Origin of the sequence: Streptococcus sp. GMD5S, from assembly GCF_000298715.2 — a bacterium.
Lineage (GTDB): Bacteria > Bacillota > Bacilli > Lactobacillales > Streptococcaceae > Streptococcus.
On record NZ_AJRG02000001.1, the window covers coordinates 253,533 to 279,035 of the forward strand.

Genomic DNA, 25,503 nt, shown 5'->3' on the forward strand with positions numbered 1-25,503 from the left:
TCCATAAAATGATTTAATTTATTATAGCAAAAAAATATCGAAAATAATACAATCTATATAGCTAAGATTAGATAAAATTGACATTTGAAAGCGCTTAATGTATAATTTCTGTTAAACAAGAAAGAATGAGGTATCGATATGAATAAAACAGAATTGCTGTTACAAAGACTAGATGAGATTGGTCAGTCTCTAAAAGATTCGAACCAAGCACTAGCTTTGCTGGCGCTTGGTTCTTGCGGAACAGAAAGAGAACGATTGGATCAGTACTCAGATTTAGACTTCTTTGTTATTGTAAAAGATGGCTACAAGCAGACTTATATCCAAGACCTAACCTGGTTAAGTAAGCTAGAACCAATTGCATTTCACTACCAAAATACAGTGGACGGACATAAAGTTCTATTTGAAGATGATGTTTTTTGTGAATTTGCTGTCTTTGAAGCTCAAGAACTAGTAAACATTCCCTTCTCTGAAGGCAAGATTATCTGGAAGGAGGTCGGTTTTGATGAAACAATCTGTCAGCCACAAAGACTGCCATCAAAAGAAAACAGAGACCGTGAATGGTTGTTGGGAGAAATTTTATGTAATCTATATTTAGGGCTAGGTCGTTATCAGCGAGGCGAAAAATTAGCTGCTTATGATTTAATACAAAACAGAACCGTCAAGCTTTGGACTGAACTAATCAGTTTGGAAACAACTTCTAAATCTAATTTTATAGATATCTTTAATACCAACAGACGATTTGAAGAAGGTTATCCAAAGGAAGCCAAGCAATTGCCTCACTTTTTGCAAGGTTACGAACGCATTTCTGAGTCTGCTCAAGCACTCCTAGAATATCTGGATAAACACTATTCTCTTAACTCATTTATAAAAGAAAAAATTCGTAATTTATTATAAAAAAGACTCTGCCTAAAAAAGCAGAGCCTTTTAAATCTTATTTTAACTTTCCTTTCAAATACTGTCCTGTGTAGCTGGCTTCATTGGCCGCTACTTCTTCTGGGGTTCCTGTTGCGATGATGGTTCCACCACCGACACCGCCCTCAGGTCCCAAATCGATGATATGGTCTGCTGTCTTGATAACATCTAGATTGTGCTCGATGACGAGGACAGTATTCCCATCGTCGACAAAGCGAGCCAAGACTTTAAGCAAGCGAGCGATATCCTCAGTGTGAAGCCCTGTAGTTGGCTCATCCAGAATGTAGAAGGATTTCCCTGTCGAGCGTTTGTGGAGTTCACTAGCCAACTTCATACGCTGAGCTTCTCCTCCAGAAAGGGTGGTAGCCGGTTGCCCTAGCGTTACATAGCCCAGCCCCACATCCTTGATGGTCTGAAGTTTACGCTGAATCTTGGGAATGTGTTGGAAGAATTCCACCGCATCGTTGACGGTCATGTCCAAAACCTGCGAGATATTCTTTTCCTTATAGTGGACTTCTAGGGTTTCACTGTTGTAGCGAGTCCCGTGGCAGACTTCACAAGCCACGTATACATCTGGCAAGAAGTGCATCTCGATCTTGATAATCCCGTCACCTGAGCAGGCTTCGCAACGACCGCCCTTGATGTTGAAACTGAAACGGCCCTTCTTGTAGCCTCGAATCTTAGCTTCGTTTGTCTGGGCAAAAAGGTCACGTATATCGTCAAAAACTCCCGTATAGGTAGCCGGGTTAGACCTTGGCGTTCGCCCGATTGGACTCTGGTCAATATCAATCAAGCGGTCTACATGCTCAATCCCTGTAATCGTCTTAAATTTACCAGGCTTGTCTGAATTGCGATTGAGCTTCTGCGCAATGGCTTTTTTGAGGATGCTGTTGATTAAGGTCGATTTCCCTGAACCTGACACACCTGTCACCGCGATGAATTTTCCTAATGGGAAGCGAGCAGTGATATTTTGCAAGTTGTTCTCACGCGCACCTGTCACTTCGATAAAGCGACCATTTCCGGCACGGCGCTCTTCTGGTACTGGAATGGCACGTTTACCTGACAAGTACTGGCCTGTAATAGACTTACTATTACGGGCCACCTGCTTGGGTGTTCCTGCAGCAACAATCTCGCCACCAAAAACACCGGCACCTGGACCAACGTCAATCAGATAATCCGCCTCGCGCATGGTATCTTCGTCGTGTTCCACCACGATGAGAGTATTGCCCAAGTCACGCATCTTTTTCAGACTAGCAATCAGGCGGTCATTATCCCTCTGGTGAAGACCAATCGACGGCTCATCCAGGATATAAAGGACACCTGATAGGTTGGACCCAATCTGGGTTGCCAAGCGAATACGCTGACTCTCTCCACCTGATAGGGTTCCTGCCGAACGTGACAGGGTCAGATAGTTAAGACCTACGTTATTGAGGAAGGTCAATCGATCCTTGATTTCCTTGAGAATGGGACGGGCGATAATCGCTTCATTTTCAGACAAGGTCAGCTGGCTCACCAACTCCAAGTGGTCTGCGATAGACAGATCTGAGATTTCACCAATATGTGGTCCTTGCTCACCACCCACACGGACAGACAAGGCCTGATCGTTGAGACGATAGCCATGACAGGTTCCACAAGTCAGCTCATTCATGTAGAGTCGCATCTGGGTACGGGTGTAGTCACTGTTAGTCTCATGGTAACGACGCTTGATATTATTGACAACTCCCTCAAAAGGAATGTCAATATCGCGCACACCGCCAAATTCATTTTCATAGTGGAAATGGAATTCCTTGCCATCAGACCCGTAAAGAATCAAGTTTTTATCTTCTTCTGACAAGTCCTCAAAAGGCTTATCCATATCCACTCCAAAGGCTGTCATGGCCTGCTCTAGCATATTTGGATAGTAGTTGGATGAGATAGGATTCCAAGGTGCTAATGCTCCCTCACGCAAAGTTTTGCTGGTATCAGGAACCACCAAGTCAACATCCACCTCCAGCTTGATGCCCAAACCATCACACTCACTACACGAGCCAAACGGGGCATTGAAGGAGAAGAGACGAGGCTCTAACTCTGGTACTGTAAAACCACAAACTGGACAGGCATAATGCTCAGAAAAGAGCAACTCAGAATCGTCCATAGTGTCGATAATGACATAACCTTCTGCGATACGAAGGGCTGCCTCAATGGAGTCAAAGAGACGACTACGAATGCCCTCCTTGATGACGATACGGTCAACAACAACATCGATATTGTGTTGCTTGCTCTTCGACAACTCTGGCACTTCGGTCACATCATAGACTTCCCCATCCACACGGACACGAACATAACCGTCTTTCTGAACCTTCTCAATGACACTCTTATGTTGGCCTTTTTTCTTGCGGATGACAGGGGCCAAAATCTGCAAGCGTTGGCGTTCTGGCAATTCCAAGACCTTATCCACAATTTGCTCCACAGAAGAAGCCTTGATAGCCCCATGCCCGTTGATACAGTAAGGCGTCCCCACACGTGCGTAGAGGAGACGCAGATAATCATTGATTTCAGTCGTCGTTCCAACGGTCGAGCGCGGGTTTTTGCTAGTCGTTTTTTGGTCGATGGAAATAGCTGGGCTGAGGCCATCAATAGCATCCACGTCTGGTTTTTCCATGTTGCCCAAAAACTGGCGAGCATAGGCTGATAGACTCTCTACATAGCGACGTTGGCCCTCAGCATAGAGGGTATCAAAGGCCAGACTGGATTTCCCAGACCCTGACAAACCAGTCACAACAACCAGCTTGTCTCGCGGAATCTCCACATCAATATTTTTTAAGTTATGGGCACGTGCCCCATGAATCACAATTTTATCTTGCATCTTTGTTCTTTCTAGTCCATTATTGCTTTCCATTATACCAAAAAATGTGAAATTCTATTACCCAAAAAGCTGTTTTTATAGTATAATAGTACGGTGCAAAAAATGAATCACTGAATAGTAGGAAAGGATAGGGGATATGAAACAAGTTTTTCTCTCAACAACAACGGAATTTAAAGAGATCGACACGCTTGAACCAGGTACTTGGATCAACCTCGTCAATCCTACACAAAATGAATCGTTGGAAATCGCTAACGCCTTCGACATTGACATTGCCGACCTTCGAGCACCGCTCGATGCGGAAGAAATGTCCCGTATTACCATCGAAGATGAGTACACTTTGATCATCGTGGACGTTCCCATCACAGAGGAAAGAAACAATCGTACCTACTACGTTACGATTCCGCTGGGGATTATCATCACAGAGGAAACCATTATCACCACCTGCTTGGAACCCCTCCCCGTTCTCGATGTCTTTATCAACCGTAGACTGCGCAACTTTTACACCTTCATGCGTTCACGCTTTATCTTCCAGATTCTCTATCGCAACGCCGAACTTTACCTTACGGCCCTTCGTTCGATTGACCGTAAGAGTGAACAAATCGAAAGTCAACTTCACAAATCCACTCGAAACGAAGAGCTGATTGAGCTCATGGAATTGGAAAAGACCATCGTCTATTTCAAGGCCTCACTGAAGACGAACGAGCGCGTGATTAAGAAATTGACTAGCGCAACTAGCAATATCAAGAAATACCTAGAAGACGAAGACCTACTCGAAGACACTCTGATTGAAACCCAACAGGCCATCGAGATGGCAGATATCTATGGAAATGTCCTTCACTCTATGACAGAGACCTTTGCCTCTATCATTTCCAACAACCAGAACAACATCATGAAGACCCTGGCTCTCGTGACCATCGTTATGTCTGTCCCAACCATGATCTTCTCAGCCTACGGGATGAACTTTAAGGATAATGAAATCCCTCTAAACGGTGAGCCTCATGCCTTCTGGTTAATCGTCTTTATCGCCTTTGCTATGAGTGTTTCGCTCACTCTCTATCTCATCCATAAAAAATGGTTCTAAGAGGAATCCCTATGTCTCAGATTGATTTACAAAAATTAACTAAGAAAAACCAAGAGTTTATCCACATCGCTACCCAACAATTTATTAAAGATGGTAAAACAGACGCTGAAATCAAGGCTGTCTTTGAGGAAGTCATTCCTAAAATCCTTGAAGAGCAAGCCAAGGGGACGACTGCACGTTCCCTCTACGGGGCTCCAACCCACTGGGCTCATAGCTTCACTGTCAAGGAGCAATACGAAAAAGAGCATCCAAAAGAAAATGACGATCCAAAACTCATGATTATGGACTCAGCCCTTTTTATCACCAGTCTCTTTGCATTGGTTAGCGCTCTGACTACCTTCTTCTCTACAGATCAGGCTATTGGCTATGGCTTGATTACCCTCTTGTTGGTTGGACTTGTAGGAGGACTTGCCTTCTACTTGATGTACTACTTTGTCTACCAGTACTATGGACCAGACACAGATCGTAGCCAGCGCCCTCCTTTCTGGAAATCAATCCTCGTCATCCTCGCTGCTATGCTTCTTTGGTTGGTTGTCTTCTTTGCAACAAGCTTCCTACCAGCCAACCTCAATCCAGTCCTTGCTCCATTGCCTTTGGCTGTCCTAGGAGCAGCCCTTCTCGCCCTTCGCTTCTATCTCAAGAAACGTTTCAATATCCGAAGCGCAAGCGCAGGCCCATCACGTTATTAAGAGAAGTGAAAAGCTATGGCATATAGTCAATCTTTAGCTCAGCAGATTCGAAAAATTCTAGCACTCAAACTTCCTCCCCAAATTTTCGAAGAAGAGCTAGAAGAAAAGAAACTGTTTGGTGGCCTTGCCTTTATGATTCGTGGGAAAATGGTCCTTACAGTCAGTTCCAGAAAGGACGAACTGGTTATGGTCAGAATTGGCAAAGAAATAGAAAAGCAAGTTCTACCCCGAACAGGAGCTCATACTACATTGATGAGAGGGCGACCTTATCATGGCTATATAGACCTAGATATTGAAGGTCAAAAAGAACTTCCTTACTGGATTGATTTAGCTCTCTCCTATAATCAAGAGTTGACCAAGTAACTCATATCTAGTGAGATTAGAGATTAGAAAAACGAAAAGCAACTGCACAGGCGGTTGCTTTTCACTTGCTTTCTTGAGATTCAATAGCACTTCTGAGTTTCATTCTTATAGTTTTATCTCATCTTTTGTGATAAAATAGGCTCAATCTATTTCTAGGAGGATGAGATATGATTTCTACTATTGGTATTGTTAGTTTGTCTAGCGGTGTTATCGGAGAGGATTTTGTCAAACACGAAGTCGATTTGGGTCTCCAACGTCTCAGGGATCTAGGACTCAATCCTATCTTTTTGCCCCATTCGCTAAAAGGGTTAGACTTTATCAAGGACCATCCGGAGGCACGTGCAGAGGATTTGATGAAGGCCTTTTCGGACAATAGCATCAATATGATCCTATGTGCCATCGGTGGGGATGATACCTATCGCTTGCTACCCTACCTTTTTGAAAATGACCAACTAGAAAAAGTTATCAAACAAAAGATTTTTCTTGGTTTCTCAGATACCACTATGAACCACCTTATGTTGCACAAACTAGGGGTCAAGACTTTTTATGGGCAATCCTTTCTAGCAGACATTTGTGAATTGGACAAGGAGATGTTGCCCTATAGCTTTCACTACTTTAAAGAATTGATCAAGACAGGAAGAATCTCAGAAATCCGTCCTAGCGACCTTTGGTATGAGGAAAGAACTGACTTCAGTCCCAAAGCTTTGGGAACACCTCGTCTCAGCCATGTAAATACTGGTTTTGACTTGTTACAAGGAAATGCCCAGTTTGAGGGAGAAATCCTCGGTGGTTGTCTTGAGTCTCTCTATGATATCTTTGACAACTCTCTACACGCAGATAGCACCGACCTCTGCCAAAAATACAAACTTTTCCCTGACTTATCCGACTGGGAAGGAAAGATTCTCTTACTAGAAACAAGCGAAGAAAAGCCTGAACCTGATGATTTCAAAAAAATGTTGCTAGCTTTGAAAAAAACTGGAATATTTGAGGTCATCAGTGGACTCTTGGTCGGAAAGCCAATGGATGAAACCTTCTATAACGACTATAAAGAGGCACTAATGAGCATCGTTGACAGCAATATCCCAATTGTCTATAATCTAAACGTTGGGCACGCCACACCAAGAGCCATTGTACCCTTTGGCGTTCACGCCTATGTAGATGCACAGGAGCAAGTCATTCGCTTTGACGATAACAAAAAATAAACAATTTCTCCATTTTTGTGCTTTGGTATTGATTTTCGTTACAATTTGTGTCTGAATTTATTGCATTTTGCTTATTTCTATGATATCTTTTTAAAGGAGGTGTATATGACTAAACAAAAAATAAATCAAATTGTCGGTTCAATCGGGGCCTTTATCGGGATTATTGTATTTATCGCCTACATCCCACAAATTTTTGCCAATTTACAAGGCAACAAGGCTCAACCATTTCAGCCTTTATCCGCAGCAGTATCTTGTTTAATTTGGGTTATTTACGGATGGACAAAAGAACCTAAGAAGGATTGGATACTAATTATTCCAAACTCAGCCGGCGTTGTCTTAGGTGGACTGACATTTCTCACTGCACTATAAAAATTACTAGCATATAATCAAAAAGCTGAGAAACTCATCTCAGCTTTTTCTATATTCTCAGATAATTAGACGCCTGCACTCACTTATTTCCGCTTTTCCACTCACAATCATTTTCGTGGTCGTCAATCAGACCTGCCGCTTGTAGAAAAGCTAAAACTGCGACTGGACCTGTGAACTTGAAGCCTCGTTTTTTGAGATCTTGAGATAACTTTTCAGACAAGGCTGTTTTAGCAGGTGCTAGGTGATAGTCAGGAACATCATTCACGATCGTTTTTCCCTCAACAAAGGACCAGAGATAAGCGTCAAAAGAGCCAAAGGTTTTCTGGACTTGTAAAAATGCTTGGGCGTTGGCACGCGTCGCAAAAATCTTGGCTCGATTTCGAATGATGGCTGGATTCTCTAACATGGCTTCCAACTCCCCATCTGTCATTTCCGCGACCTCTTGAATTTGATAGCCATGAAATGCTTCTCGGAATCCTTGGCGTTTGTTTAGTACCGTTTCCCAAGATAGACCCGACTGGTAAGTTTCCAAACAAAGCAACTCAAAAAGAGCACGGTCATCATGAAGGGGTTGGCCCCACTCTTCATCATGATAGGCCACATATAATGGGTTGTTCATTTTAACCCAACCACAGCGTTTTGTCATAAAAATCTCCTATTTTACCAACATCTTAAGGGCCGACTTGATATAGTTCTCAGCTGTGTCTGTCGTTCCTTCAAAGAATTTCTTGATTTTCTTAAGTTCAGTCGCCTTGTAGCCCAGTGCCAACATGGCTTCCATAGCTTCTTCCAGTTCTTGGTTTTCAGCGCTGGTTTGCACTGCCACCTTGGCAGGAAGGTCATCACTAGCCACGACTACCTTGCCTTCCAAGTCCAGCACCATCTGTTGGGCTGTTTTCTTGCCAATTTTAGGGAACTTGGTCAAGTAGGTGATGTTCTTAGTCTCGATCGCCTGAACCAAGCCAGCATTGTCATCGGCAGCGATAATAGCAAGAGCTGACACAGGACCAATCCCTGAGACCGAAATCAAGCTGAGAAAGAGCTTCTTCTCGTCTTCTGAACGAAAGCCGTAAAGCAGATGGGCATCCTCACGGACAACTTGGTGCACATAAATCTGAGTTTCTTGATTCACCTGACCTGAATAGGCATAAGGATTGGCCACATGCAGGATATAGCCGATACCGTTAGCTTCTAGGACGATGTATTTAGCAGTGATTTTGGTAATGATTCCTTTTAGATATTCGTACATAATTTTCACTTTCTATAATTGATTTGCAATTCCTTGTAAATGCGCTGCTCTGATGATAAGAAGCAACCCAAGTACTGCACACACAATAAAAACGAGCCAAACACCTACAGCACCTGTTGCAGCGCTGATAGAAATCATCGCCCCCGCTAAAATAGACGCTAAAGGCTGCGCCATATTAAGGAAACCTGAGTAGGTTCCGAGCTTATTCTCATTCATCATTTCCGCCCGCAAAACTTGGCTTGGCGGCATGCAGATGAGTTCCCCCATAGTATAGAGAATGGCTAGCAAAAACAGAGCCCAGAAACTCCTGAAGACAATGGTGAAAAGCATACCCAAGTCAAAGATAATACTTCCCAATAAAAACTGCGGTATGAGCTTCATTTCCTTGGTCAAACGATTGGCAGTCGTTATGAAGCAAACAATAATCAGGGTATTGATAAAGACCATGATACTGAGCATCTTAGCTCCTGAAATATGAATACCGAAAATACTACTCGCGATGAATGACTCTTTCAAATGAACGGGTATATAATTGTCAATTTGCAACCAGATAACACCATTAAATACAGTCCCTAACGTATAAAGTAGGAAAATTTTGTCCTGAAAAACAGAAGCATAATTTTTCACAGTTGCCAAAGGACTGCTACCATGCTCAAAGACCAGATTAGCTGGCTTACTTTCTGAAAAATATTTCCAAGCGAGGAAAAAATTCAAGAAGCTAATTACCGTCAAAACCAGAAGCAACTCAAAAAAATGGTGGTCGTAAAAGAAACCTGCAAGCCCTGCTCCTAACATAACGGATACATTGACAAACCAATAACTAATCGTATAAACGAAACGGCGATTTTGCTCGTCGGTCAAATCAATAATCATCGCATCAATAGCCGGCCAAGAGAAAGTTCCTGCGGTCTCTGCCAGCAACATTCCGACAAAAGTCAAAAAGGGAAAAATATGATTAGGCATATTTGCCAGCAGCACAAGAAAGTAGCCACTCGCAAGACCAAAGTTTCCCCAGTCAATGACTTTCTTACGTCCCCAAAGATCCGCCAAATGTCCACCATACAGCCCAGCTAAAAAACCAATGAGTTTGGTTGTGATCATCAATAACCCCGCCCAAAAGGCTCCAAAATATTGAACATAGTACATGGCCATAAAAGGAGTAATGGCACTCTCTAAAATCCGTGCTACAAAGCTCATCCATTCCCGCATTTGAATTTGCTTGGGGAGGGCAAAAAATTCTTTCATCTTTCATTCCTTTTTCATAATTTCTTCGCTTTTTCTTACCTAGTATATCATATTTTTTTGCTGAAAACTGCAAACACAAGTGCAACCGGTGGTTGACAAATTGTACAGGAGATTGTATTCTCTTTATAAGTAAAAATTGTTAGGATAGAAGTAGAAAAAGGAGGATAGAATGATGAAACTCGCAGAAAAACTATTTGAACTCCGAAAGGAAAAAGGTTGGTCCCAAGAAAAGCTAGCAGAACAAATCAATGTTTCTCGGCAAAGCATCTCCAAATGGGAGTCTGGACAAGTCCTTCCTGAAATCGAAAAAATCATTGAAATAAGCAAGATTTTTCAAGTGACAACTGACTATCTACTACTGGATGAAAGCATTGAAAAAGTTTCCACAGCAGTGATTTTGGAGGAAGACAAAGACAACTACTATAAAAAGGTTAAATCCTTTGGTCTTTGGCAGGTGATTTATATTTTTGTATTGGCTCTGGCTATCTATCTCTTTTTAGCCGGTTCTAGTTTTCCAGCTGAATTCACCGCTTGGATCTGGCTAACCTTCGTTCTCTTAATCGCTTCTGCTGTCGCTATCAATAAGGTTCTCAAAACCAAACAACGTTATCTTGATAAGGTCATTGGTCTTGAGACTCCTTCAGACAACGACGATTCTACAAAGCCTGGAATCACCTAATTCAGTTTTCACAACATTTTTATAGAACTGGTCTTGTCAAGCAAGTGTAAATATCGTGTCAAGTTGCCCATGTCCAATCAAGTTCCCACCTTAGAAAAACTAAAAAGCCTTGTTCAAAAGGAACAAAGGCTTTTTGTGTTCTTAATATTTCCCCAACTCACGAAGACTCGTATGATTTTCCTGAATGCGTCGGAACATTTTTTCCATATCTGACTTGGTAAAATGCACCAAAACGGGACGTCCGTGTGGACAGTTGTAGGGGTTATCACATTGAGAAAGCTGATAAAGGAGCTGTCTGGCTGAATGGTCATCGATACGGTGATTGGCCTTGATCGACCGCTTGCAGGACATCATGATAGCCAGCTCTGCTCGGTATTTCTTGATCGAAACTTCTTTAGTTAAGAGGAGCATATCGCACATCTCATAGATACCAGATTCGATTTCCTCTTCGGCCATCCAAATAGGATGTTCACGCAGGATAAATTGATTTTCTCCATACTCTGCTAGAAAAACACCTACTTCCTCTAGGAGAGGCATTCTTTCTCTAAGACGAAGGGCATCATCCGCAGGAAATTCAAAGATGTAGGGCACTAAGAGTTGCTGCTGACTCTGGTCAACATTGCCGATGCTTTCACGGTATTCCTCGTACTTAACCCGCTCCTGAGCTGCATGCTGGTCAATGATATAGAGTCCATCTCGCCCCTGGGCAAAGAGATAAGTCCCGTGCATCTGTCCGAAAAATTCCAATTCTGGAAAGCTTGATGATTCTTCTCGCTCCAGCTTATCATAGGCTTTATCGAGACTAGCAAGGTCCAACTCTGGATGGTCTAGTTGGTCATAGCTAGCTGGCTTTCTCTCTGCAAAATGCAGTTTTGCAGGCTTGGTCAACTGGTCCAAGGTTTCCTTGGCAAACAGGGTTAAATCCTGTCTTTCTTCAGTCAAGCCTACTTGATGGTCTGAAACCTCAACTTGAGTCGGTCTTGTTACTTCTGTTTGTTCATAGTAAAGCGTATTTTCTTTGAGTGGGAGAATGGTCTGCTCTACCTTTTGACGATTACGCACGGTCGACTTGGCAAGATTTTCTAAAGCATCAGGTATCAAGGTCTGTTCCTTAAGACTCTTTGCGATAGCTTCTGAGACAAGTGCCATCAGCTCTCTTTCCTTAGAAATCCGCACCTCTTGCTTGGTTGGATGAACATTGACATCAGCCAGATAAGGATCGATATGGATGTGAATGACAGCCAGTGGAAAACGCCCTACCATGAGCTTGCTTCCATAACCGTCAAGAATAGCACGGTTGAGTAGAAAGTTCTTGATATAACGGCCATTGATGAAGAGGCTGATATAGTTACGATTTGCTCGTGTCAATTCAGGCAATGAAACAAAACCTGAAATTTCGAAATCTAGATCAGAGTTCTCAATTTCAATCATCTTCTTTGCACTCGCCAAACCATAAATTCCTGCGATGGCTTGTCGCAGTTGACCAGTTCCTGCTGTCCGTGTCATTTCCTTGCCATCACTGATCAAACTAAAAGAAATCTCAGGATGAGCCAATCCCAGACGGTTAACAATATCAATGATATGAGACAACTCCGCTTGCTGGCTCTTCATATACTTGAGACGGGCAGGTGTATTGAAAAAGAGGTCCTCAACACAAACTTTGGTCCCCACAGGACTAGTCGCTGGGATGACTTCCTCAACTTCTCCCCCACGCGCAACGAGCTTGGTCCCATGACTCGCACCATCCACCGCCGTCAACAGAGTCAAGACACTGACAGAAGCGATAGAGGGCAGGGCTTCACCACGAAAACCAAGCGTCCGAATCCGAAAGAGGTCTGCTTGATTTTTTATCTTACTGGTCGCATGTCGACGCAAGGCCAACTCAACCTCATCGTGGGCAATTCCATGGCCATTATCTGTGATTTGAATCTTCTTAAGACCAGCTTCCTCAATCTCAATGATAATCTGGCTAGAACCCGCATCAATGGCATTTTCTACCAACTCTTTGACCACACTGGCAGGACGTTCAATGACCTCTCCTGCCGCGATCTGGTTTGCCAACACTTCTGGCAATTCAATAATATGAGACATCTTTCAGCCCCTTTCTGTATCTATTTTCCTAGAAATTGATTAGTGCTATTATACCATATTTCAGATGTTACCAGAAAAAGCAAATACCACATAGACTCCAAATCTCTCCACATAGACAAAAGCTCTTGCCATGGGTCGTAAAATAGTGTTTAATAAAGGTGTACAGGAAGTGATCACAATTTTGTATGAAATGTAAGGAGGGAAATTTATGAAAGTAGAACTACAGATTAAGGAGACTTATGAGGAGGAAAAGCTGATTGTCCAAACTCCTCAGCCGACCGAAAAAGTCCAGAAAGTCATCGAGTTCGCAGAAAATCTTGACCAAAAAGAAACAATCAAAGGAAAGATTGATGACCAGGTCTATCTAGTTAAGATTAGCAAGATTCAACGCTTCTATATCGAGAATCGCAAGGTTCTTGCAGAAACTGCATCTCATACCTACACTATTGATTTGCGTCTCTATCAAGTTCTTGACATTCTGCCGACCACATTTATCCAAATTTCCCAATCAGAAATCGTCAATATCGACTCCATCTCTCATCTCAAGCTCACGCCCAACGGTCTGGTTGAAATTTTCTTAAAAAATGAAAGCTTCACCTACTCTTCACGCCGTTACCTAAAAACCATCAAGGAGAAATTAGAACTATGAAAAAACAAATCTTTCACGATGCAGCCGCTGGTGTACTTATCGGCCTCATCCTCTCTATCCTCTTTTCACTCATTTATGCACCAAATACCTATGCCCCACTAAGCCCCGAGTCTCTTATCGGCCAAGCGATGGCTCAACATCAGGTTCACGGTGCTCTAGTCTTGCTCTACTGTATGGTCATCTGGTCAGCTATCGGTGTTCTCTTTAGCTTTGGCAGTCGTTTATTCAGCCGTGACTGGAGCTTGCTCCGTGCCACACTTTCCCATTTCTTCCTCATGCTGGCTGGCTTTGTTCCACTAGCAACTCTGGCTGGTTGGTTCCCCTTCCACTGGACCTTCTATCTCCAGCTTATTCCAGAGTTTGCGATTGTCTACCTCATCATCTGGACTATTCTCTATAAAAGAGAAGCTAAAAAAGTAGACCACATCAATCAACTCTTGGCCCATAAAAAGTAATAGAGAAAATCCCACTCACAAAAATGTGAGTGGGATTTTTTTATAACTTTTGTTTGAGCTCGACCAAGACATTCATAGCCTGCATCGGTGTCATATTGTATACATCCAGTTTAGCTAATTCTGCTAGGATAGGATGCTCTGCAGGCGCGTCAAAGAGTGACATCTGTTCAGTAACAGCGCTTGTTTGTCTCATGGGAGCAGGACTTTCCGTCCCTTGATTCTCCAGTTGAGTCAATATCTTATCCGCCCTTGCTAAAAGTTCTGCTGGCAAGCCAGCAATCTTAGCAACGTGGATACCATAGGATTTGTCAGCTGGTCCTGGTTCGATCTTGTGAAGGAAGGTGACCTGTCCATCCTGTTCTAAGGTTGCCACGTGGACATTGACCAAGTGTTCCAAGCTGGACTCCAGACTGGTCAACTCATGGTAGTGGGTCGCAAAGAGAGTTTTGGCTCCGATATGTTCATGGATGTATTCGATGATGGATTGGGCCAGAGCCATTCCGTCATAAGTTGCAGTTCCGCGTCCCAATTCATCAAAGAGAATCAAGGAATCCTTGGTCGCATGCGAAATGGCATTGTTGGCCTCCATCATCTCCACCATAAAGGTTGATTGGCCTGAAACCAAGTCATCTGCCGCTCCGATACGAGTAAAGATAGCATCAAAAATCGGCAAGTAGGCACTTTCTGCCGGCACATAAGAACCCAGCTGGGCCATAACCGCAGTCATGGCTAACTGGCGCATGTATGTTGACTTCCCACTCATGTTGGGCCCTGTAATTAGCTGAATACTCGTATCTTCTGCCATCTGGATACTGTTTGGAATATAGGTCTGAGCTCCCATGACCTTTTCGACGACAGCATGGCGCCCTTTTTGGATATCTATTTGTGAATCGTCTCCAAACTCAGGTCGGATCAAATGCTGGGTTTCAGCCACAACTGCGAGACTTTGCAAGACATCAACCGTCGCAATTCCTTGGGCTAAAGCCTGCAAACGCTGGATGTACTTGCTGACTTCCTCACGGATACGCATAAAGATTTCATATTCTAGGTTGGCTGACTTCTCACGCGCCTCCAGCATATCTCCCTCGATACGGGCTAACTCCTCTGTCCCAAAGCGTTCCGAGTTTTTCAGTGTTGCCTTGCGGAAAAAGTGGGCTGGAACATTTCCCAGTTGCGAATTAGTCACATGGAAATAGTAACCATCTTTTTTATTGTAGTCGATCTTGAGCGTACTGATGCCAGAGTTTTCTCTCTCCTTAGCCTCAATCTCAGCAATCCAGCTAGTCCCTTCTCTGAGCACACGACGGTACTTGTCTAAGGTCTCATCAAATCCCGTACGGATAATGCCACCTTCCGTAATCACGTGAGGAGCTTCAGGAGCAATGGCAGCACTAATCAAGCTCTCCAACTCAGGGATGGCATCTAACTGTTCGATAAGATAGGCTAGGGCAGGTTGCTCCATTCCTTCTAAAATCGCACGAATCCGTGGCACACTGGATAAAGTGGTCGCCAATTGCAAGAGATCCTTGGGATTGGTATTGCCAAAAGAAACCCGACTAGCCAAACGTTCGATATCATAAACACCCTTGAGACTATCCGTTAAATCGCTGCGCTCAAAGAAGTGGTCAAGAAAGACCTGCACCACCTCTTGACGTTGGACGATTCGCTCCTTATCAATCAAAGGACGATGGATCCAAGAACGCAAGAGACGCATTCCCATAGCCGTTTTGGTTTCATCCAAAAGCCAGAAAAGACTGCCTTGCTTCTTGCCTGAACGGGCATTCTCAACCAAATCCAGACTAGCCTTGGTCGCATAGTCCATCTGTAAGAAATCTTTGATTTCATAGCGGATAACTGGTTTGAGATGGTTCAATTCTCGCATCTGGGTCCGGTGAACATACTGGAGCAGCTTACTAGCTGCCGCTTGCTCCACAGCTGCCAAACGTGAATCTAGTAAATGAATATCCTCAAAGCCTTCCTTCTCATAAGAAAGCACCAGATTCATCTGACGGCTGAGGATTTGTTCTTCTTCCTCAGACAAGTCATAACCCAGCACCACTTCTCGAGCCTTGAGGTTGCGAATTTCCCCACAAACCAACGTAAAATCCAATAAACCTGTCACATAGAAATCACCCGTCACCAAATCCATATAAGCCAGACCAAACTGATTGCCATCACGATCTAAGGCAACCAAGAAATTATTCTGACTATCGGGCTTACTGCTATCGACTACTGTACCAGGTGTGATGACCTGGACCACCTCTCGCTTGACAACACCAACTGCTTGTTTAGGATCTTCCATCTGCTCGGCTATGGCTACCTTATAGCCCTGCTCAATCAGAACATCGATATACTGCTGGGCAGAATGATAGGGGACGCCCGCCATAGGTATCGGATTTTCTGCATTTTTATTCCGACTCGTTAAGGAAATTTCTAAAATCTGTGCTGCATTAATTGCATCTTCATAGAACAACTCGTAAAAATCACCCATTCGAAAAAGCAAAAAAGCATCTGGGTATTGTTTCTTAATATCCACATACTGTTGCATGCCGGGTGATAGCTTTTCTGTTGCCATTTTCCGTCTCTCCTTGCTAAAAATAAGTCTTGAGAGCACCTCCCAAGACCTTATTTATCTTTCATCAAATCTAGCAAACGATCTTCCATCAGCTTGGCAACGTGCTGGTCTCGACAAATAACCAATAAGGTATTAGCACCAGCAACCGTTCCTAAAATCCATTCATCCTTGTTTGCATCTACAATGTTTGCTAAGACTGCAGCTTCCCCAAGTTTGGTATGAAGTACCAAGGTGAACTCAGCTCTTGCAACTCCTTCTAAATGATGAGACAAAAACTCAACTAAATCAATCTTATCTGTCTCATTTGCTAGTACATAATACACCATATCATTTTTCTTAACCTTGGTCAAGCCGATTTCACGCAAATCACGTGACAAAGTCGTTTGTGTCACATAAACATTACGAGCTTCTAAACGATCTTGAATCTCTTTTTGTGTCCCAAGTTTTTCTTCGGTGATCATCTTTTTAATCAACTGATGCCGTTCTCTTTTTCTCATATTATCCTCTTAAGTGAATATTTATAACAAGTTTTACATTTATTTTATAACTACATTATACCAAAAAAACTAGATAATTCAAAAAAATTCTTTTCTTTCTCAAAAAATGTAGTAAATTGTGTTAAAATAGTAAAAAAGCCCAAAAGGAGCCCTTATGAATACAAAAGAATTGATTGCTAGCGAGTTAGCTAGCGTCATTGATAGCCTGGACCAAGAGGCTATTTTAAATTTACTGGAAACACCTAAAAACTCAGAAATGGGAGACATCGCCTTCCCTGCCTTTTCTCTAGCAAAGGTCGAGCGTAAAGCTCCGCAAATGATCGCAGCAGATATTGCTGAAAAAATCAATAGTCAAGCCTTTGAAAAGGTTGTCGCTACTGGACCTTACGTCAACTTTTTCCTTGATAAAAGTGCTATTTCGGCTCAGGTATTACAGGATGTTATCACTGAAAAAGATCACTATGCTGACCAAACCATTGGCAAGCAAGAAAATGTCGTTATCGATATGTCTAGTCCCAATATCGCAAAACCATTCTCTATTGGGCACTTGCGTTCAACAGTTATCGGAGATAGCTTATCACATATTTTCCAAAAAATCGGTTATCAAACGGTCAAGGTCAACCACCTAGGAGACTGGGGCAAACAGTTTGGAATGTTGATCGTTGCCTACAAGAAATGGGGAAATGAGGAAGCCGTTAAAGCACATCCAATCGATGAACTTCTTAAACTCTACGTTCGCATCAATGCTGAAGCTGAAAAAGACCCTAGCTTGGATGAAGAAGCACGCGAATGGTTCCGCAAACTGGAAAATGGAGATGAGGAAGCCCTCGCTCTCTGGCAATGGTTCCGTGATGAAAGTTTAGTGGAATTCAACCGCCTTTACAATGAATTGCAAGTCAAATTTGACAGCTACAACGGAGAAGCCTTCTACAACGATAAGATGGATGCTGTTGTAGATATTCTCGCTGAAAAAGGACTTCTTGTTGAGTCAGAGGGAGCCCAAGTTGTCAATCTTGAGAAATATGGAATTGAACATCCAGCTCTTATCAAGAAATCTGATGGTGCAACTCTCTATATCACACGAGACTTGGCTGCAGCCCTCTACCGTAAAAACGAATACCAATTTGCAAAATCCATCTATGTTGTTGGTCAAGAGCAATCTGCCCACTTCAAACAACTCAAGGCAGTACTACAAGAGATGGGCTACGATTGGAGCCAAGACATTGTCCATGTTCCGTTTGGATTGGTAACAAAAGAAGGGAAAAAACTCTCTACTCGTAAAGGAAATGTCATCTTGCTAGAACCGACTATCGCTGAGGCTGTTAGTCGTGCCAAAGCCCAAATCGAAGCGAAAAATCCTGAGTTAGAAAATAAAGACCAGGTTGCCCACGCTGTTGGAGTTGGGGCTATCAAGTTCTATGATCTTAAGACCGACCGTACAAATGGATATGACTTCGACCTTGAAGCTATGGTATCCTTTGAAGGAGAAACTGGACCTTACGTTCAATACGCCTACGCTCGTATCCAATCTATCTTGCGCAAAGCCGATTTCAAACCAGATACAGCTAGCAACTATAGCCTGAATGATGCTGAAAGCTGGGAAATCATTAAACTACTCCAAGACTTTCCACGTATTATCAATCGTGCAGCAGATAACTTTGAACCTTCTATCATTGCGAAATTTGCGATTAGTTTGGCTCAAGCTTTTAACAAGTACTATGCACATACACGTATCCTAGATGAAAGTCCTGAGCGCGACAGTCGTCTGGCCCTCAGCTACGCAACCGCAGTCGTCCTCAAAGAAGCCCTTCGTTTGCTCGGAGTAGAAGCGCCGGAGAAGATGTAAATCGCCAAAGTTACTTGATTGCGGAGCAATCTAAGTAACTAACGCCAAATCCTATTCGGACTTTGGCTAGGCGCTTCACTAATTCACCTAACCAAATAATATCGATTTGGTTAGGCTCATGTCGTAATCTTTTAAATTACTTGAAAGCAATCCGAACGATTGAGCAAAATAACATTTATATTTTGTTCGGCCTTGCAGCTGTTCAATGAAATAATTTATTCACTTTTACTATTTCTTTATCACACTGGGAGATTCCTTATGAGCCAATATGCTTATATCCTCGTTGTACTTAGCTTGGTTTTCCTTTTTCTGCTCAATAAGTACGAGAAGGAAAGACTTCAAAGACTCTACCAAGAGCAACTCTTGAAGGACGAGACATTTAGGTCTGACATCAAAGAGAAAATTCACACGACTGAAAATATCAATGATGTCATTGCACATATCAATAAAACTTACCATCTGGGAATGTTGCTCTCAAAAGACGTCACAGATCAATTGAAATAATCAAAATCCGAGAAGCTTTCTTCTCGGATTTTTTAGGCTTACCATATTCTCCTTGGAGAAATTTCATTAATGCATGTAAAGTTTTCTGTAATTTTCTATATCTTTTCAAAATATTCTTGCATTTCCTTTAAGTTTTTTGTAGAATAGTAGCTATCTATTCAGATTATTCTGAAAATTCAAAAATAGGAGCGTTTATTATGTCACAAGTTACGTTATCAAACCAGTCAACCTGGGCAAGCAAACTAAAGGCAATGGGACCAGGAATCCTAATGGCTTCTGCTGCCGTTGGAGGTTCTCATATCGTATCCTCTACTCAAGCTGGTGGTTCTTATGGGTGGTCATTACTCCTCTTGGTTATCTTGGCCAATGTTTTTAAATATCCATTTTTCCGTTTTGGTGCCGAATATACTGCCGAAACTGGTAAAACCTTGGTCGAAGGCTATGCCGAAAAAGGGAAACTCTATCTCTGGATTTTCTTTGTCCTCAATGTCTTCTCTGCTATGGTCAATACAGCTGGAGTCGCTATCCTTTGCTCAGCCATCATCGCTAGCGCTTTTCCAATGATTGGTCTTAGCATCACTCAATGGTCCGTTATCCTTGTTGCAGTCATTTGGGCCATGCTACTCTTTGGTGGCTATAAACTATTGGATGGTATGGCAAAATGGATCATGTCTGCTTTGACCATTGCAACAGTTCTTGCAGTTATCATTGCAGCAATTAAGCATCCAGAATACAGCTCTGATTTTGTCGAAAAGACACCTTGGCAAATGGCGGCCCTCCCTTTTATCGTTTCCCTCTTAGGATGGATGCCTGCCCCTATTGAAATTTCAGCCATCAATTCACTCTGGTCTGCTGAAAAGAAAAAGACCGTCAACTTTAATACAGCGGACGCTCTTTTCGACTTTAACGTTGGTTACATTGGAACTGCTATTCTAGCTGTATTCTTCGTGGCACTTGGAGCACTTATTCAATATCCTACAGGACAGGCAGTTGAAGCCGCTTCAGCCAAGTACATTTCTCAATTTGTGGGTATGTATGCCTCTGTTCTTGGAGAATGGTCCCGTTATTTGATTACCTTTATCGCCTTTCTTTGTATCTTTGGAACAGTCATCACCGTTATCGATGGTTACTCTCGTGTCAATCAGGAATCGCTACGACTCTTGATTCGTCAAAAAGAGGATACTCGCAAATCTTTGAACATCTGGATGACCATTACCGCTATCATTGGTATCGTAATTATTAAATTCTTTGCTGGACAAGTTTCAACCATGCTTCGCTTTGCCATGATCGGTTCTTTCCTGACAACACCATTCTTCGCTCTTTTGAACTATGTATTGGTGACACGTGAGAATAAAAATCTTCCTTCTTGGCTAAAACTCCTCGCTATCGCAGGATTGATTTTCCTCTTTGGCTTTGCTATTTTCTTTATCTATGCACTTGCCATCGGAAAAGCAGGATAGTTTATAAAATGGCACCCTGACAGGGTGCTTTTTGCATACTCAAAAGCAGTTGAAAATCTCAACTGCCCCTCAGTACTACTTTATTTTTCTGTCTCTAACTCATACAAGTCTGCAATGATTGCTGCGACTTTTTTAATATCTCCCAGCATGCCTCTCATTTCAAAATCTGCTAGAACGGGGAAACCAAAACGCTGGCTGTACTGCTTGGCTGTTAGGCAGTATTGATTGTTAAAATTGCGGTTACCGGAACCCACTACCCCAAAACACTTACTAGCATTGTCTCCATAAGCGATAAAATCCCCCACTGGAGTCGTTAGAATCTCAACATCGCCGTTATCGACACCATTTCCACCTTCCAGATAGGTCGGCAAGAAAGCGACATAGGGATGTTCCATTTCAAAGAATTCTTGGCCTTCCTTGACCAAATCCTTGATATGGATTTTTTGGACCTCAATTCCCTCATACTGAGACAAGAGATAGTCCTTGAGTCGGGTTACAAAACTCTCTGTATTCCCACTCAGACTGATATACACTAGGGATATTTTTTTCATGTTGACCTCGATTTTTTGTTTACGATTTAAAAAGAACTAACAAGATTGTAACTTGATAGTTCTTTTTTGTCAATACTTAGGCAACTTCTTCTGCTTCGACTTCTTCGGCCAAATCTTTTTGTTGGCGCCACATCTTGTAAAAGACTAAGGCTAAAAAGAGAACATTGATAATGATGAACAAAATATTCGTTCCTTGTGCAAATGCTCCCATTCCTAGGCCGAGGGTAGAATCTTTGATTAATTGAACCGCATCTTGAACATTCATATAGCTATAAACCAAACCAACAATCGCTAGTAGAACATAGCCAATATAAGCATAGTTTGCGAATTGCACATTTTTACGTACTAGAAATACAAAGGCTACTACAACTAGAATTGCAGATAAAACAATCAACAACGTATTAAAAATAGAGTGCGATGACGCTGTTACTTGGTAAGTATAGTTGACTGTGTCTTCTAATTGCTGAGCAGTAAGCGTCCCGCTATTCGCCAGGCTAGCACGAAGCACATCTTTACTTGGCAATGGACTCAAGATTCCAAATAATGACATAGATGAAATGAGGGCTGATAAGACTAACAAAACCCAAAGATAAATAGGATTCTTTTTCATGTTTTCCTCCAAAAGATATTTTGAACATTATAGCATTTTTTGTACAGGAATACAACTTTTACAAGCTAGTTTCAACTTGTTTCCGATAAGCTTTCGGTGATTTTCCGCACAATTTACGGAAAACCTTATAGAAATATCCAACATTACTATAGCCAACTGCATAGCAAATATCTTCGATGCTATCACTGGTCGAAAGTAAGAGTTGCTGCGCTGCTTTTATTCGCTGTTTATTGAGCAATTCCGCAAAGGTTGAGTTGGTTTCCCTCTTGATCAGCTGACCGAGATAGACAGGATTGATAAAGAGTTCCTTGCTAATATCCTTAAGTGAGAGCTCTTTCTGATAATCACGCCCAATCACTTCCAGAACACTCACCACATTTTCATTCATGCGGTACTGGCCAAAGAACTTGGTCAAGGTTTCTTTGATGTAGGCAACCAATTCTTCAAAGGTGTTAATGGCATGGATAGCTTTGACAATCTCGGTCATATCATCTGCTTTTAGGTGTTCAAATAAATGAAAGACATCCATGACAAACTGAGTAAAGAGCTGCTTTGTGATGGCCACGCGCGGGGTATTCTTCAAAACAACCTTCTCTAGCAGGGTTAATTCTTCGATGATTTGATTGATATTCCCTTGGATAATCACCCGATAAATCGGCTCGTAATAAGCAAACAAACTCTCGGATTTTTCTAGATTGACAGAACCGTAGAAGAGGGCTTTTTCAGCGTTGATCTTCCAATTCTCAAAGGACTGCTGGTAGGGTGCTTCAAATGGTGTCACGACGATGCCATCGAGCGGTTGATCAGAGATGAAAATCTGCCAGTCTTGCCCCAAAACATAGTAAGGAATGGTAAAAGAACCCTGCTTTTCCTTGGATAGACCAATCCACCAGCTGTCTTTACCTGACAGGTAGTTCGTAAATCCTGTCTCATCCAATTCTTGACTGAGGGTCTGACTTTGTTCCACCTTTTCCTGAAGCTGCTGCGCAATTTTTTCTAATAAATTGCCCAACTCCACCTTGTCTACTGGCTTGACCAGATAATCCACGACACTAAGGTTCATGGCTTTTTTAACGTACTCAAACTCCTGATAACCAGACAGCAAGATATAATAGGTATCTGGAAGTAGCTCTTTCATTTCCCTAATCATCTCAAGTCCGGTCTTATCTGGCATGTTGACATCGGAAATGACCACATCTACTGGATTTTTCTTAATATAGTCCAAAGCATCATCTGCGTGATTAGCTGTTGCGACGACTTGCATATCCCATTTTTCAAAGGGGATTAATCGCTTGAGCCCCTCTGTCACCATGTACTCATCGTCTACTAATAAAACTTTATACATTTCTACCCTTTCTATTCATCCTGGATAGTGATATGGTAACGAACACCTTCTTGCTCAGCTGACTCTACACTGATTTGGTAGCGATCCCCAAAGTAGAGAACAAAGCGTTCGTGTACATTTACTATTCCAATTGATTGCCGCTCCCCACTATAGCTTGCCTCGTGTTCAAAACTTCGTTGAGCTAATTTTTCTTGCAAGCTAGCTAGTTTCTCAGCGGGCATTCCTCGACCATTGTCTTCCACTAGGATTTCAACGAAGCCTTGGCCCTTCAAGGCTTTGATACTGATGACATTATCCGTTCTGCGATGGTCAACACCATGGGCAAAGTAGTTTTCTACCAATGGTTGGAGTGTAAATTTTGGAATCCTCATTTCTTCCAATTCTGGTGCAATCTTGAAACCATAGGCAATGGATTTAGGATAACGCACCATGCAGAGATAGCTATATTTTCGGCAAAATTCCAACTCCTGCTTCAAGGTCGTTTCCCGCTCGTCAGAGATATTGTTGCGTAACAAGCTACTAAATTCATAGATAATATCTGCCAGTTCATCCTGACTTTGCATGACGGCATACATCCGTAAAAACTCCAGAGTATTGTACATAAAGTGAGGATTGATTTGAGCCTGCAGGGCTCGCATATTGGCATCTTTTTGACTGAGCTCTAGCTGATAGATATCATGGATATTTTTTTCCAGGCGATCCAACATATCATTGGTTGTTTCTGCAATGAGAAGCAACTCTTGGTCTTTTTCAGAGGTATCGATTCGAAGGCCTTCTTCTCCTTGAGCAATCACCTCGATCGAATCAACTAGGTCTACGACCTGCTTTTGGTAATTTGAAAAAGTCTGTCTAAGGGTCACGTACAAAATAATGATAAAGAGAATACTTAGCCCAATAATGACAGCTGAACTCGTCAAAGTTCCTGTAAGAACAAAATTTTTAGGAACAGCGACTCGAACCTGATAACCATGAGAGGTGACACCCACAAACCAGTTTTCTCGCTCGACTGAGACCTTCTCCCCAATATGGAACATCTCGGTCTCAAAAGGCGAAGTTACTGTTACAGCCATTGGGATATGACCCCGAGTATTGTCAATAGCGCCATGTAAAACATCCGGGGATAGGGAGATATAGATCACTCCTAAATCCTTGTCAGACACAGGATCGGAAACAGGAATGGCAAAACTATTGGCTGTTGGCTTAAAATCCTCTGCAGGAATTTTCTCTCCACTGCGTTTTTCTCTAGTCGAAACATACACTTCCTTGTAGTCCTGAAGAACAATAGCCACTCCAGTCACAAAATCATTCCGAACATAGAGGTCATCAATATTTTCATACAGGGAAACCGATATATAAGGCGAAGTTTTACGCTCTAATTGCCAATAGAAATAGTCTGGTGTGCTGAGACTGAAATACTTGTAAATCCCTTCGATGCGGGCCTGATTTTCAACCAAAGACTGAGCAAGTTGGGTTGACTCTCTGTGATAGTATTCCACTTCACTCACTGTCCGAGTGGTCACACGTTCTGCAACCCGTTGGGCCTCTTTCTCACGTGAATCCCAGTCAGCATACGATAACATAATCGCAAAACTGGCAATGACCACGATCATAACCAAACTATAAATCCGTAAAAGAGAGTGAAGCCAGAACTGCTTCATTCTATTTTGTCGCCAATTTTTCATGGATACTTTCATAAATAGGTTCCAACATATCACTGATAAAGAAATGCCACATTCCAATTCCTACAAAAAAGAGCAAGGCAGGCATATAATAACCAACTCCTACAAGGAGAGCGGACCCGAGTAAAACCTTGGCAATCGCAGGTAGGCTCATAAAAATCCCAATAAGGGATAGTTTCAAGGTATTTTGGTAGGATAAATCAAAGTACACCTGAAGTTTCAAGGACACAGTATAGGCTAGAAAGACAAGGGCAACTACAAGGACATTGAGAAAGGTCGCCAAGAGGTGGAAAATCGTCTGGTGGGGCAATTGAACTAGAAGGTATAAACCATAAACTAGGACAAGATCCACAAACACAAAACTATAGAAAGCCAGATTACTCTTGACAAAATTGCTCTTATACAATTCCCAAGCTTCCTTCAAATGGTAGGCTCGATAGGTATAACCATGCTCCGCATACAAACTCATCAGGGTGGCACTAGCTGGTGCCAAACCAAAGACCACTCCTCCTGCTAGTGTTAATAGCCAGAAATAAGCCGTCGCAATCATTCCCAAAAAGATACGATTAAAGACGAATTCTAGAAACTTTCCCATGCTACTCTCCTT

Annotated in this window: 24 protein-coding genes; 12 read left to right on the plus strand and 12 right to left on the minus strand. The window is 42.4% G+C overall.

Translation table 11 applies throughout. From position 1 onward, the window contains the following. The first annotated feature begins 138 nt into the window (after positions 1-138). Positions 139-894, plus strand: coding sequence for a hypothetical protein (locus GMD5S_RS0201185; protein ID WP_001043930.1), 756 nt, complete (start codon positions 139-141; stop codon positions 892-894). A 37-nt stretch (positions 895-931) separates the two neighbouring features. Here GMD5S_RS0201185 and uvrA read toward each other — a convergent pair whose 3' ends face one another. Continuing rightward, entirely contained in the window at positions 932-3,757 is a 2,826-nt protein-coding gene (uvrA, locus tag GMD5S_RS0201190) for an excinuclease ABC subunit UvrA (RefSeq protein ID WP_001152876.1), read from the minus strand. Between the two features lie 136 nt (positions 3,758-3,893). On the opposite strand from uvrA, the gene GMD5S_RS0201195 reads away from it, so the two are divergent. The 5 genes from GMD5S_RS0201195 to GMD5S_RS0201215 all read left to right on the plus strand — a co-directional run bounded on the left by GMD5S_RS0201195 (position 3,894) and on the right by GMD5S_RS0201215 (position 7,461). Continuing rightward, positions 3,894-4,838, plus strand: a complete 945-nt coding sequence (locus tag GMD5S_RS0201195) for a magnesium transporter CorA family protein (protein ID WP_000815617.1) — start codon at positions 3,894-3,896, stop codon at positions 4,836-4,838. Between the two features lie 11 nt (positions 4,839-4,849). After that, complete coding sequence (locus GMD5S_RS0201200; RefSeq protein ID WP_000077993.1) at positions 4,850-5,527, plus strand: DUF1129 domain-containing protein; 678 nt, start codon at positions 4,850-4,852, stop codon at positions 5,525-5,527. 15 nt (positions 5,528-5,542) lie between these two features. Then, complete coding sequence (locus GMD5S_RS0201205; protein ID WP_000331822.1) at positions 5,543-5,890, plus strand: TfoX/Sxy family protein; 348 nt, start codon at positions 5,543-5,545, stop codon at positions 5,888-5,890. A gap of 167 nt (positions 5,891-6,057) precedes the next feature. Further along, positions 6,058-7,092, plus strand: a complete 1,035-nt coding sequence (locus GMD5S_RS0201210; RefSeq protein WP_000626042.1) for a S66 family peptidase — start codon at positions 6,058-6,060, stop codon at positions 7,090-7,092. A 105-nt stretch (positions 7,093-7,197) separates the two neighbouring features. Further along, entirely contained in the window at positions 7,198-7,461 is a 264-nt protein-coding gene (locus GMD5S_RS0201215; RefSeq protein ID WP_000166112.1) for a SemiSWEET family transporter, read from the plus strand. Between the two features lie 79 nt (positions 7,462-7,540). Here GMD5S_RS0201215 and GMD5S_RS0201220 read toward each other — a convergent pair whose 3' ends face one another. Genes GMD5S_RS0201220 through GMD5S_RS0201230 form a run of 3 tightly spaced genes read right to left on the minus strand, consistent with a single transcriptional unit; the run spans position 7,541 to position 9,955 of the window. Then, the gene (locus GMD5S_RS0201220) at positions 7,541-8,107 is read right to left on the minus strand and encodes a DNA-3-methyladenine glycosylase I (protein ID WP_000166572.1); all 567 of its coding nucleotides are present in this window, start codon (positions 8,105-8,107) and stop codon (positions 7,541-7,543) included. A gap of 9 nt (positions 8,108-8,116) precedes the next feature. Further along, complete coding sequence (gene ruvA / locus GMD5S_RS0201225) at positions 8,117-8,710, minus strand: Holliday junction branch migration protein RuvA (RefSeq protein ID WP_000273410.1); 594 nt, start codon at positions 8,708-8,710, stop codon at positions 8,117-8,119. A gap of 12 nt (positions 8,711-8,722) precedes the next feature. Beyond that, a complete protein-coding gene (locus tag GMD5S_RS0201230) occupies positions 8,723-9,955 on the minus strand; it encodes an MFS transporter (protein ID WP_000657467.1) in 1,233 nt (410 codons plus the stop codon). Positions 9,956-10,127: 172 nt separating this feature from the next. On the opposite strand from GMD5S_RS0201230, the gene GMD5S_RS0201235 reads away from it, so the two are divergent. Beyond that, positions 10,128-10,634 carry a helix-turn-helix domain-containing protein gene (locus GMD5S_RS0201235; RefSeq protein ID WP_008277272.1) on the plus strand — a complete coding sequence of 169 codons (507 nt, stop codon included), beginning with the start codon at positions 10,128-10,130 and terminating at the stop codon, positions 10,632-10,634. 141 nt (positions 10,635-10,775) lie between these two features. On the opposite strand, the gene mutL is transcribed toward GMD5S_RS0201235, so the two are convergent. Next, positions 10,776-12,725, minus strand: a complete 1,950-nt coding sequence (gene mutL / locus GMD5S_RS0201240; RefSeq protein ID WP_000018196.1) for a DNA mismatch repair endonuclease MutL — start codon at positions 12,723-12,725, stop codon at positions 10,776-10,778. 208 nt (positions 12,726-12,933) lie between these two features. On the opposite strand from mutL, the gene GMD5S_RS0201245 reads away from it, so the two are divergent. Continuing rightward, positions 12,934-13,374, plus strand: a complete 441-nt coding sequence (locus tag GMD5S_RS0201245; protein ID WP_000861944.1) for a LytTR family DNA-binding domain-containing protein — start codon at positions 12,934-12,936, stop codon at positions 13,372-13,374. After that, the gene (locus GMD5S_RS0201250; protein ID WP_000743970.1) at positions 13,371-13,829 is read left to right on the plus strand and encodes a DUF3021 domain-containing protein; all 459 of its coding nucleotides are present in this window, start codon (positions 13,371-13,373) and stop codon (positions 13,827-13,829) included. Before GMD5S_RS0201245 ends, GMD5S_RS0201250 begins: the two co-directional genes overlap by 4 nt. Before the next feature lie 40 nt (positions 13,830-13,869). Here the strand turns inward: GMD5S_RS0201250 and mutS are convergent, their stop codons facing one another. Beyond that, complete coding sequence (gene mutS, locus GMD5S_RS0201255) at positions 13,870-16,404, minus strand: DNA mismatch repair protein MutS (protein WP_000179923.1); 2,535 nt, start codon at positions 16,402-16,404, stop codon at positions 13,870-13,872. Positions 16,405-16,454: 50 nt separating this feature from the next. After that, positions 16,455-16,901, minus strand: coding sequence for an arginine repressor (gene argR, locus GMD5S_RS0201260; protein WP_001231483.1), 447 nt, complete (start codon positions 16,899-16,901; stop codon positions 16,455-16,457). A gap of 154 nt (positions 16,902-17,055) precedes the next feature. Here argR and argS point away from each other — a divergent pair, with 154 nt between their 5' ends. From argS to GMD5S_RS0201275, 3 genes are all read left to right on the plus strand, one after another. Next, a complete protein-coding gene (argS, locus tag GMD5S_RS0201265) occupies positions 17,056-18,747 on the plus strand; it encodes an arginine--tRNA ligase (protein WP_001092716.1) in 1,692 nt (563 codons plus the stop codon). Between the two features lie 258 nt (positions 18,748-19,005). Further along, entirely contained in the window at positions 19,006-19,251 is a 246-nt protein-coding gene (locus GMD5S_RS0201270) for a hypothetical protein (RefSeq protein ID WP_000084865.1), read from the plus strand. Positions 19,252-19,448: 197 nt separating this feature from the next. After that, positions 19,449-20,711, plus strand: a complete 1,263-nt coding sequence (locus GMD5S_RS0201275) for an NRAMP family divalent metal transporter (protein ID WP_000084708.1) — start codon at positions 19,449-19,451, stop codon at positions 20,709-20,711. Positions 20,712-20,791: 80 nt separating this feature from the next. On the opposite strand, the gene nrdI is transcribed toward GMD5S_RS0201275, so the two are convergent. The 5 genes from nrdI to GMD5S_RS0201300 all read right to left on the minus strand — a co-directional run bounded on the left by nrdI (position 20,792) and on the right by GMD5S_RS0201300 (position 25,491). Beyond that, positions 20,792-21,262 (minus strand): class Ib ribonucleoside-diphosphate reductase assembly flavoprotein NrdI, encoded by a 471-nt coding sequence (gene nrdI / locus GMD5S_RS0201280; RefSeq protein ID WP_000724244.1) that lies wholly within the window; start codon positions 21,260-21,262, stop codon positions 20,792-20,794. A gap of 76 nt (positions 21,263-21,338) precedes the next feature. Beyond that, on the minus strand, positions 21,339-21,872 hold the full coding sequence (locus GMD5S_RS0201285) for an ABC transporter permease (RefSeq protein WP_000740038.1): 534 nt from the start codon (positions 21,870-21,872) through the stop codon (positions 21,339-21,341). 58 nt (positions 21,873-21,930) lie between these two features. Continuing rightward, positions 21,931-23,217, minus strand: a complete 1,287-nt coding sequence (locus GMD5S_RS0201290) for a response regulator transcription factor (protein ID WP_000278907.1) — start codon at positions 23,215-23,217, stop codon at positions 21,931-21,933. 11 nt (positions 23,218-23,228) lie between these two features. Next, positions 23,229-24,899, minus strand: coding sequence for a sensor histidine kinase (locus tag GMD5S_RS0201295; protein ID WP_000800570.1), 1,671 nt, complete (start codon positions 24,897-24,899; stop codon positions 23,229-23,231). Next, positions 24,877-25,491: a YesL family protein gene (locus tag GMD5S_RS0201300; protein WP_000514460.1), complete on the minus strand. Its 615-nt coding sequence runs from the start codon at positions 25,489-25,491 to the stop codon at positions 24,877-24,879. The genes GMD5S_RS0201295 and GMD5S_RS0201300 overlap by 23 nt, the downstream gene beginning before the upstream one ends. Positions 25,492-25,503: the final 12 nt, after the last annotated feature.

Coding starts and splice junctions, on each gene's coding strand:
- GMD5S_RS0201220 (WP_000166572.1), bottom strand. CDS start 8,107: ATGACAAAACGCTGTGGTTGGGTTAAAATGAACAACCCATTATATGTG.
- GMD5S_RS0201235 (WP_008277272.1), top strand. CDS start 10,128: ATGAAACTCGCAGAAAAACTATTTGAACTCCGAAAGGAAAAAGGTTGG.
- mutL (WP_000018196.1), bottom strand. CDS start 12,725: ATGTCTCATATTATTGAATTGCCAGAAGTGTTGGCAAACCAGATCGCG.
- GMD5S_RS0201275 (WP_000084708.1), top strand. CDS start 19,449: ATGTCACAAGTTACGTTATCAAACCAGTCAACCTGGGCAAGCAAACTA.
- uvrA (WP_001152876.1), bottom strand. CDS start 3,757: ATGCAAGATAAAATTGTGATTCATGGGGCACGTGCCCATAACTTAAAA.
- argS (WP_001092716.1), top strand. CDS start 17,056: ATGAATACAAAAGAATTGATTGCTAGCGAGTTAGCTAGCGTCATTGAT.
- GMD5S_RS0201245 (WP_000861944.1), top strand. CDS start 12,934: ATGAAAGTAGAACTACAGATTAAGGAGACTTATGAGGAGGAAAAGCTG.
- GMD5S_RS0201250 (WP_000743970.1), top strand. CDS start 13,371: ATGAAAAAACAAATCTTTCACGATGCAGCCGCTGGTGTACTTATCGGC.
- GMD5S_RS0201290 (WP_000278907.1), bottom strand. CDS start 23,217: ATGTATAAAGTTTTATTAGTAGACGATGAGTACATGGTGACAGAGGGG.
- GMD5S_RS0201205 (WP_000331822.1), top strand. CDS start 5,543: ATGGCATATAGTCAATCTTTAGCTCAGCAGATTCGAAAAATTCTAGCA.
- GMD5S_RS0201230 (WP_000657467.1), bottom strand. CDS start 9,955: ATGAAAGAATTTTTTGCCCTCCCCAAGCAAATTCAAATGCGGGAATGG.
- GMD5S_RS0201285 (WP_000740038.1), bottom strand. CDS start 21,872: ATGAAAAAGAATCCTATTTATCTTTGGGTTTTGTTAGTCTTATCAGCC.
- GMD5S_RS0201270 (WP_000084865.1), top strand. CDS start 19,006: ATGAGCCAATATGCTTATATCCTCGTTGTACTTAGCTTGGTTTTCCTT.
- GMD5S_RS0201195 (WP_000815617.1), top strand. CDS start 3,894: ATGAAACAAGTTTTTCTCTCAACAACAACGGAATTTAAAGAGATCGAC.
- mutS (WP_000179923.1), bottom strand. CDS start 16,404: ATGGCAACAGAAAAGCTATCACCCGGCATGCAACAGTATGTGGATATT.
- argR (WP_001231483.1), bottom strand. CDS start 16,901: ATGAGAAAAAGAGAACGGCATCAGTTGATTAAAAAGATGATCACCGAA.
- nrdI (WP_000724244.1), bottom strand. CDS start 21,262: ATGAAAAAAATATCCCTAGTGTATATCAGTCTGAGTGGGAATACAGAG.
- GMD5S_RS0201210 (WP_000626042.1), top strand. CDS start 6,058: ATGATTTCTACTATTGGTATTGTTAGTTTGTCTAGCGGTGTTATCGGA.
- GMD5S_RS0201215 (WP_000166112.1), top strand. CDS start 7,198: ATGACTAAACAAAAAATAAATCAAATTGTCGGTTCAATCGGGGCCTTT.
- GMD5S_RS0201200 (WP_000077993.1), top strand. CDS start 4,850: ATGTCTCAGATTGATTTACAAAAATTAACTAAGAAAAACCAAGAGTTT.
- ruvA (WP_000273410.1), bottom strand. CDS start 8,710: ATGTACGAATATCTAAAAGGAATCATTACCAAAATCACTGCTAAATAC.
- GMD5S_RS0201300 (WP_000514460.1), bottom strand. CDS start 25,491: ATGGGAAAGTTTCTAGAATTCGTCTTTAATCGTATCTTTTTGGGAATG.
- GMD5S_RS0201185 (WP_001043930.1), top strand. CDS start 139: ATGAATAAAACAGAATTGCTGTTACAAAGACTAGATGAGATTGGTCAG.
- GMD5S_RS0201295 (WP_000800570.1), bottom strand. CDS start 24,899: ATGAAAAATTGGCGACAAAATAGAATGAAGCAGTTCTGGCTTCACTCT.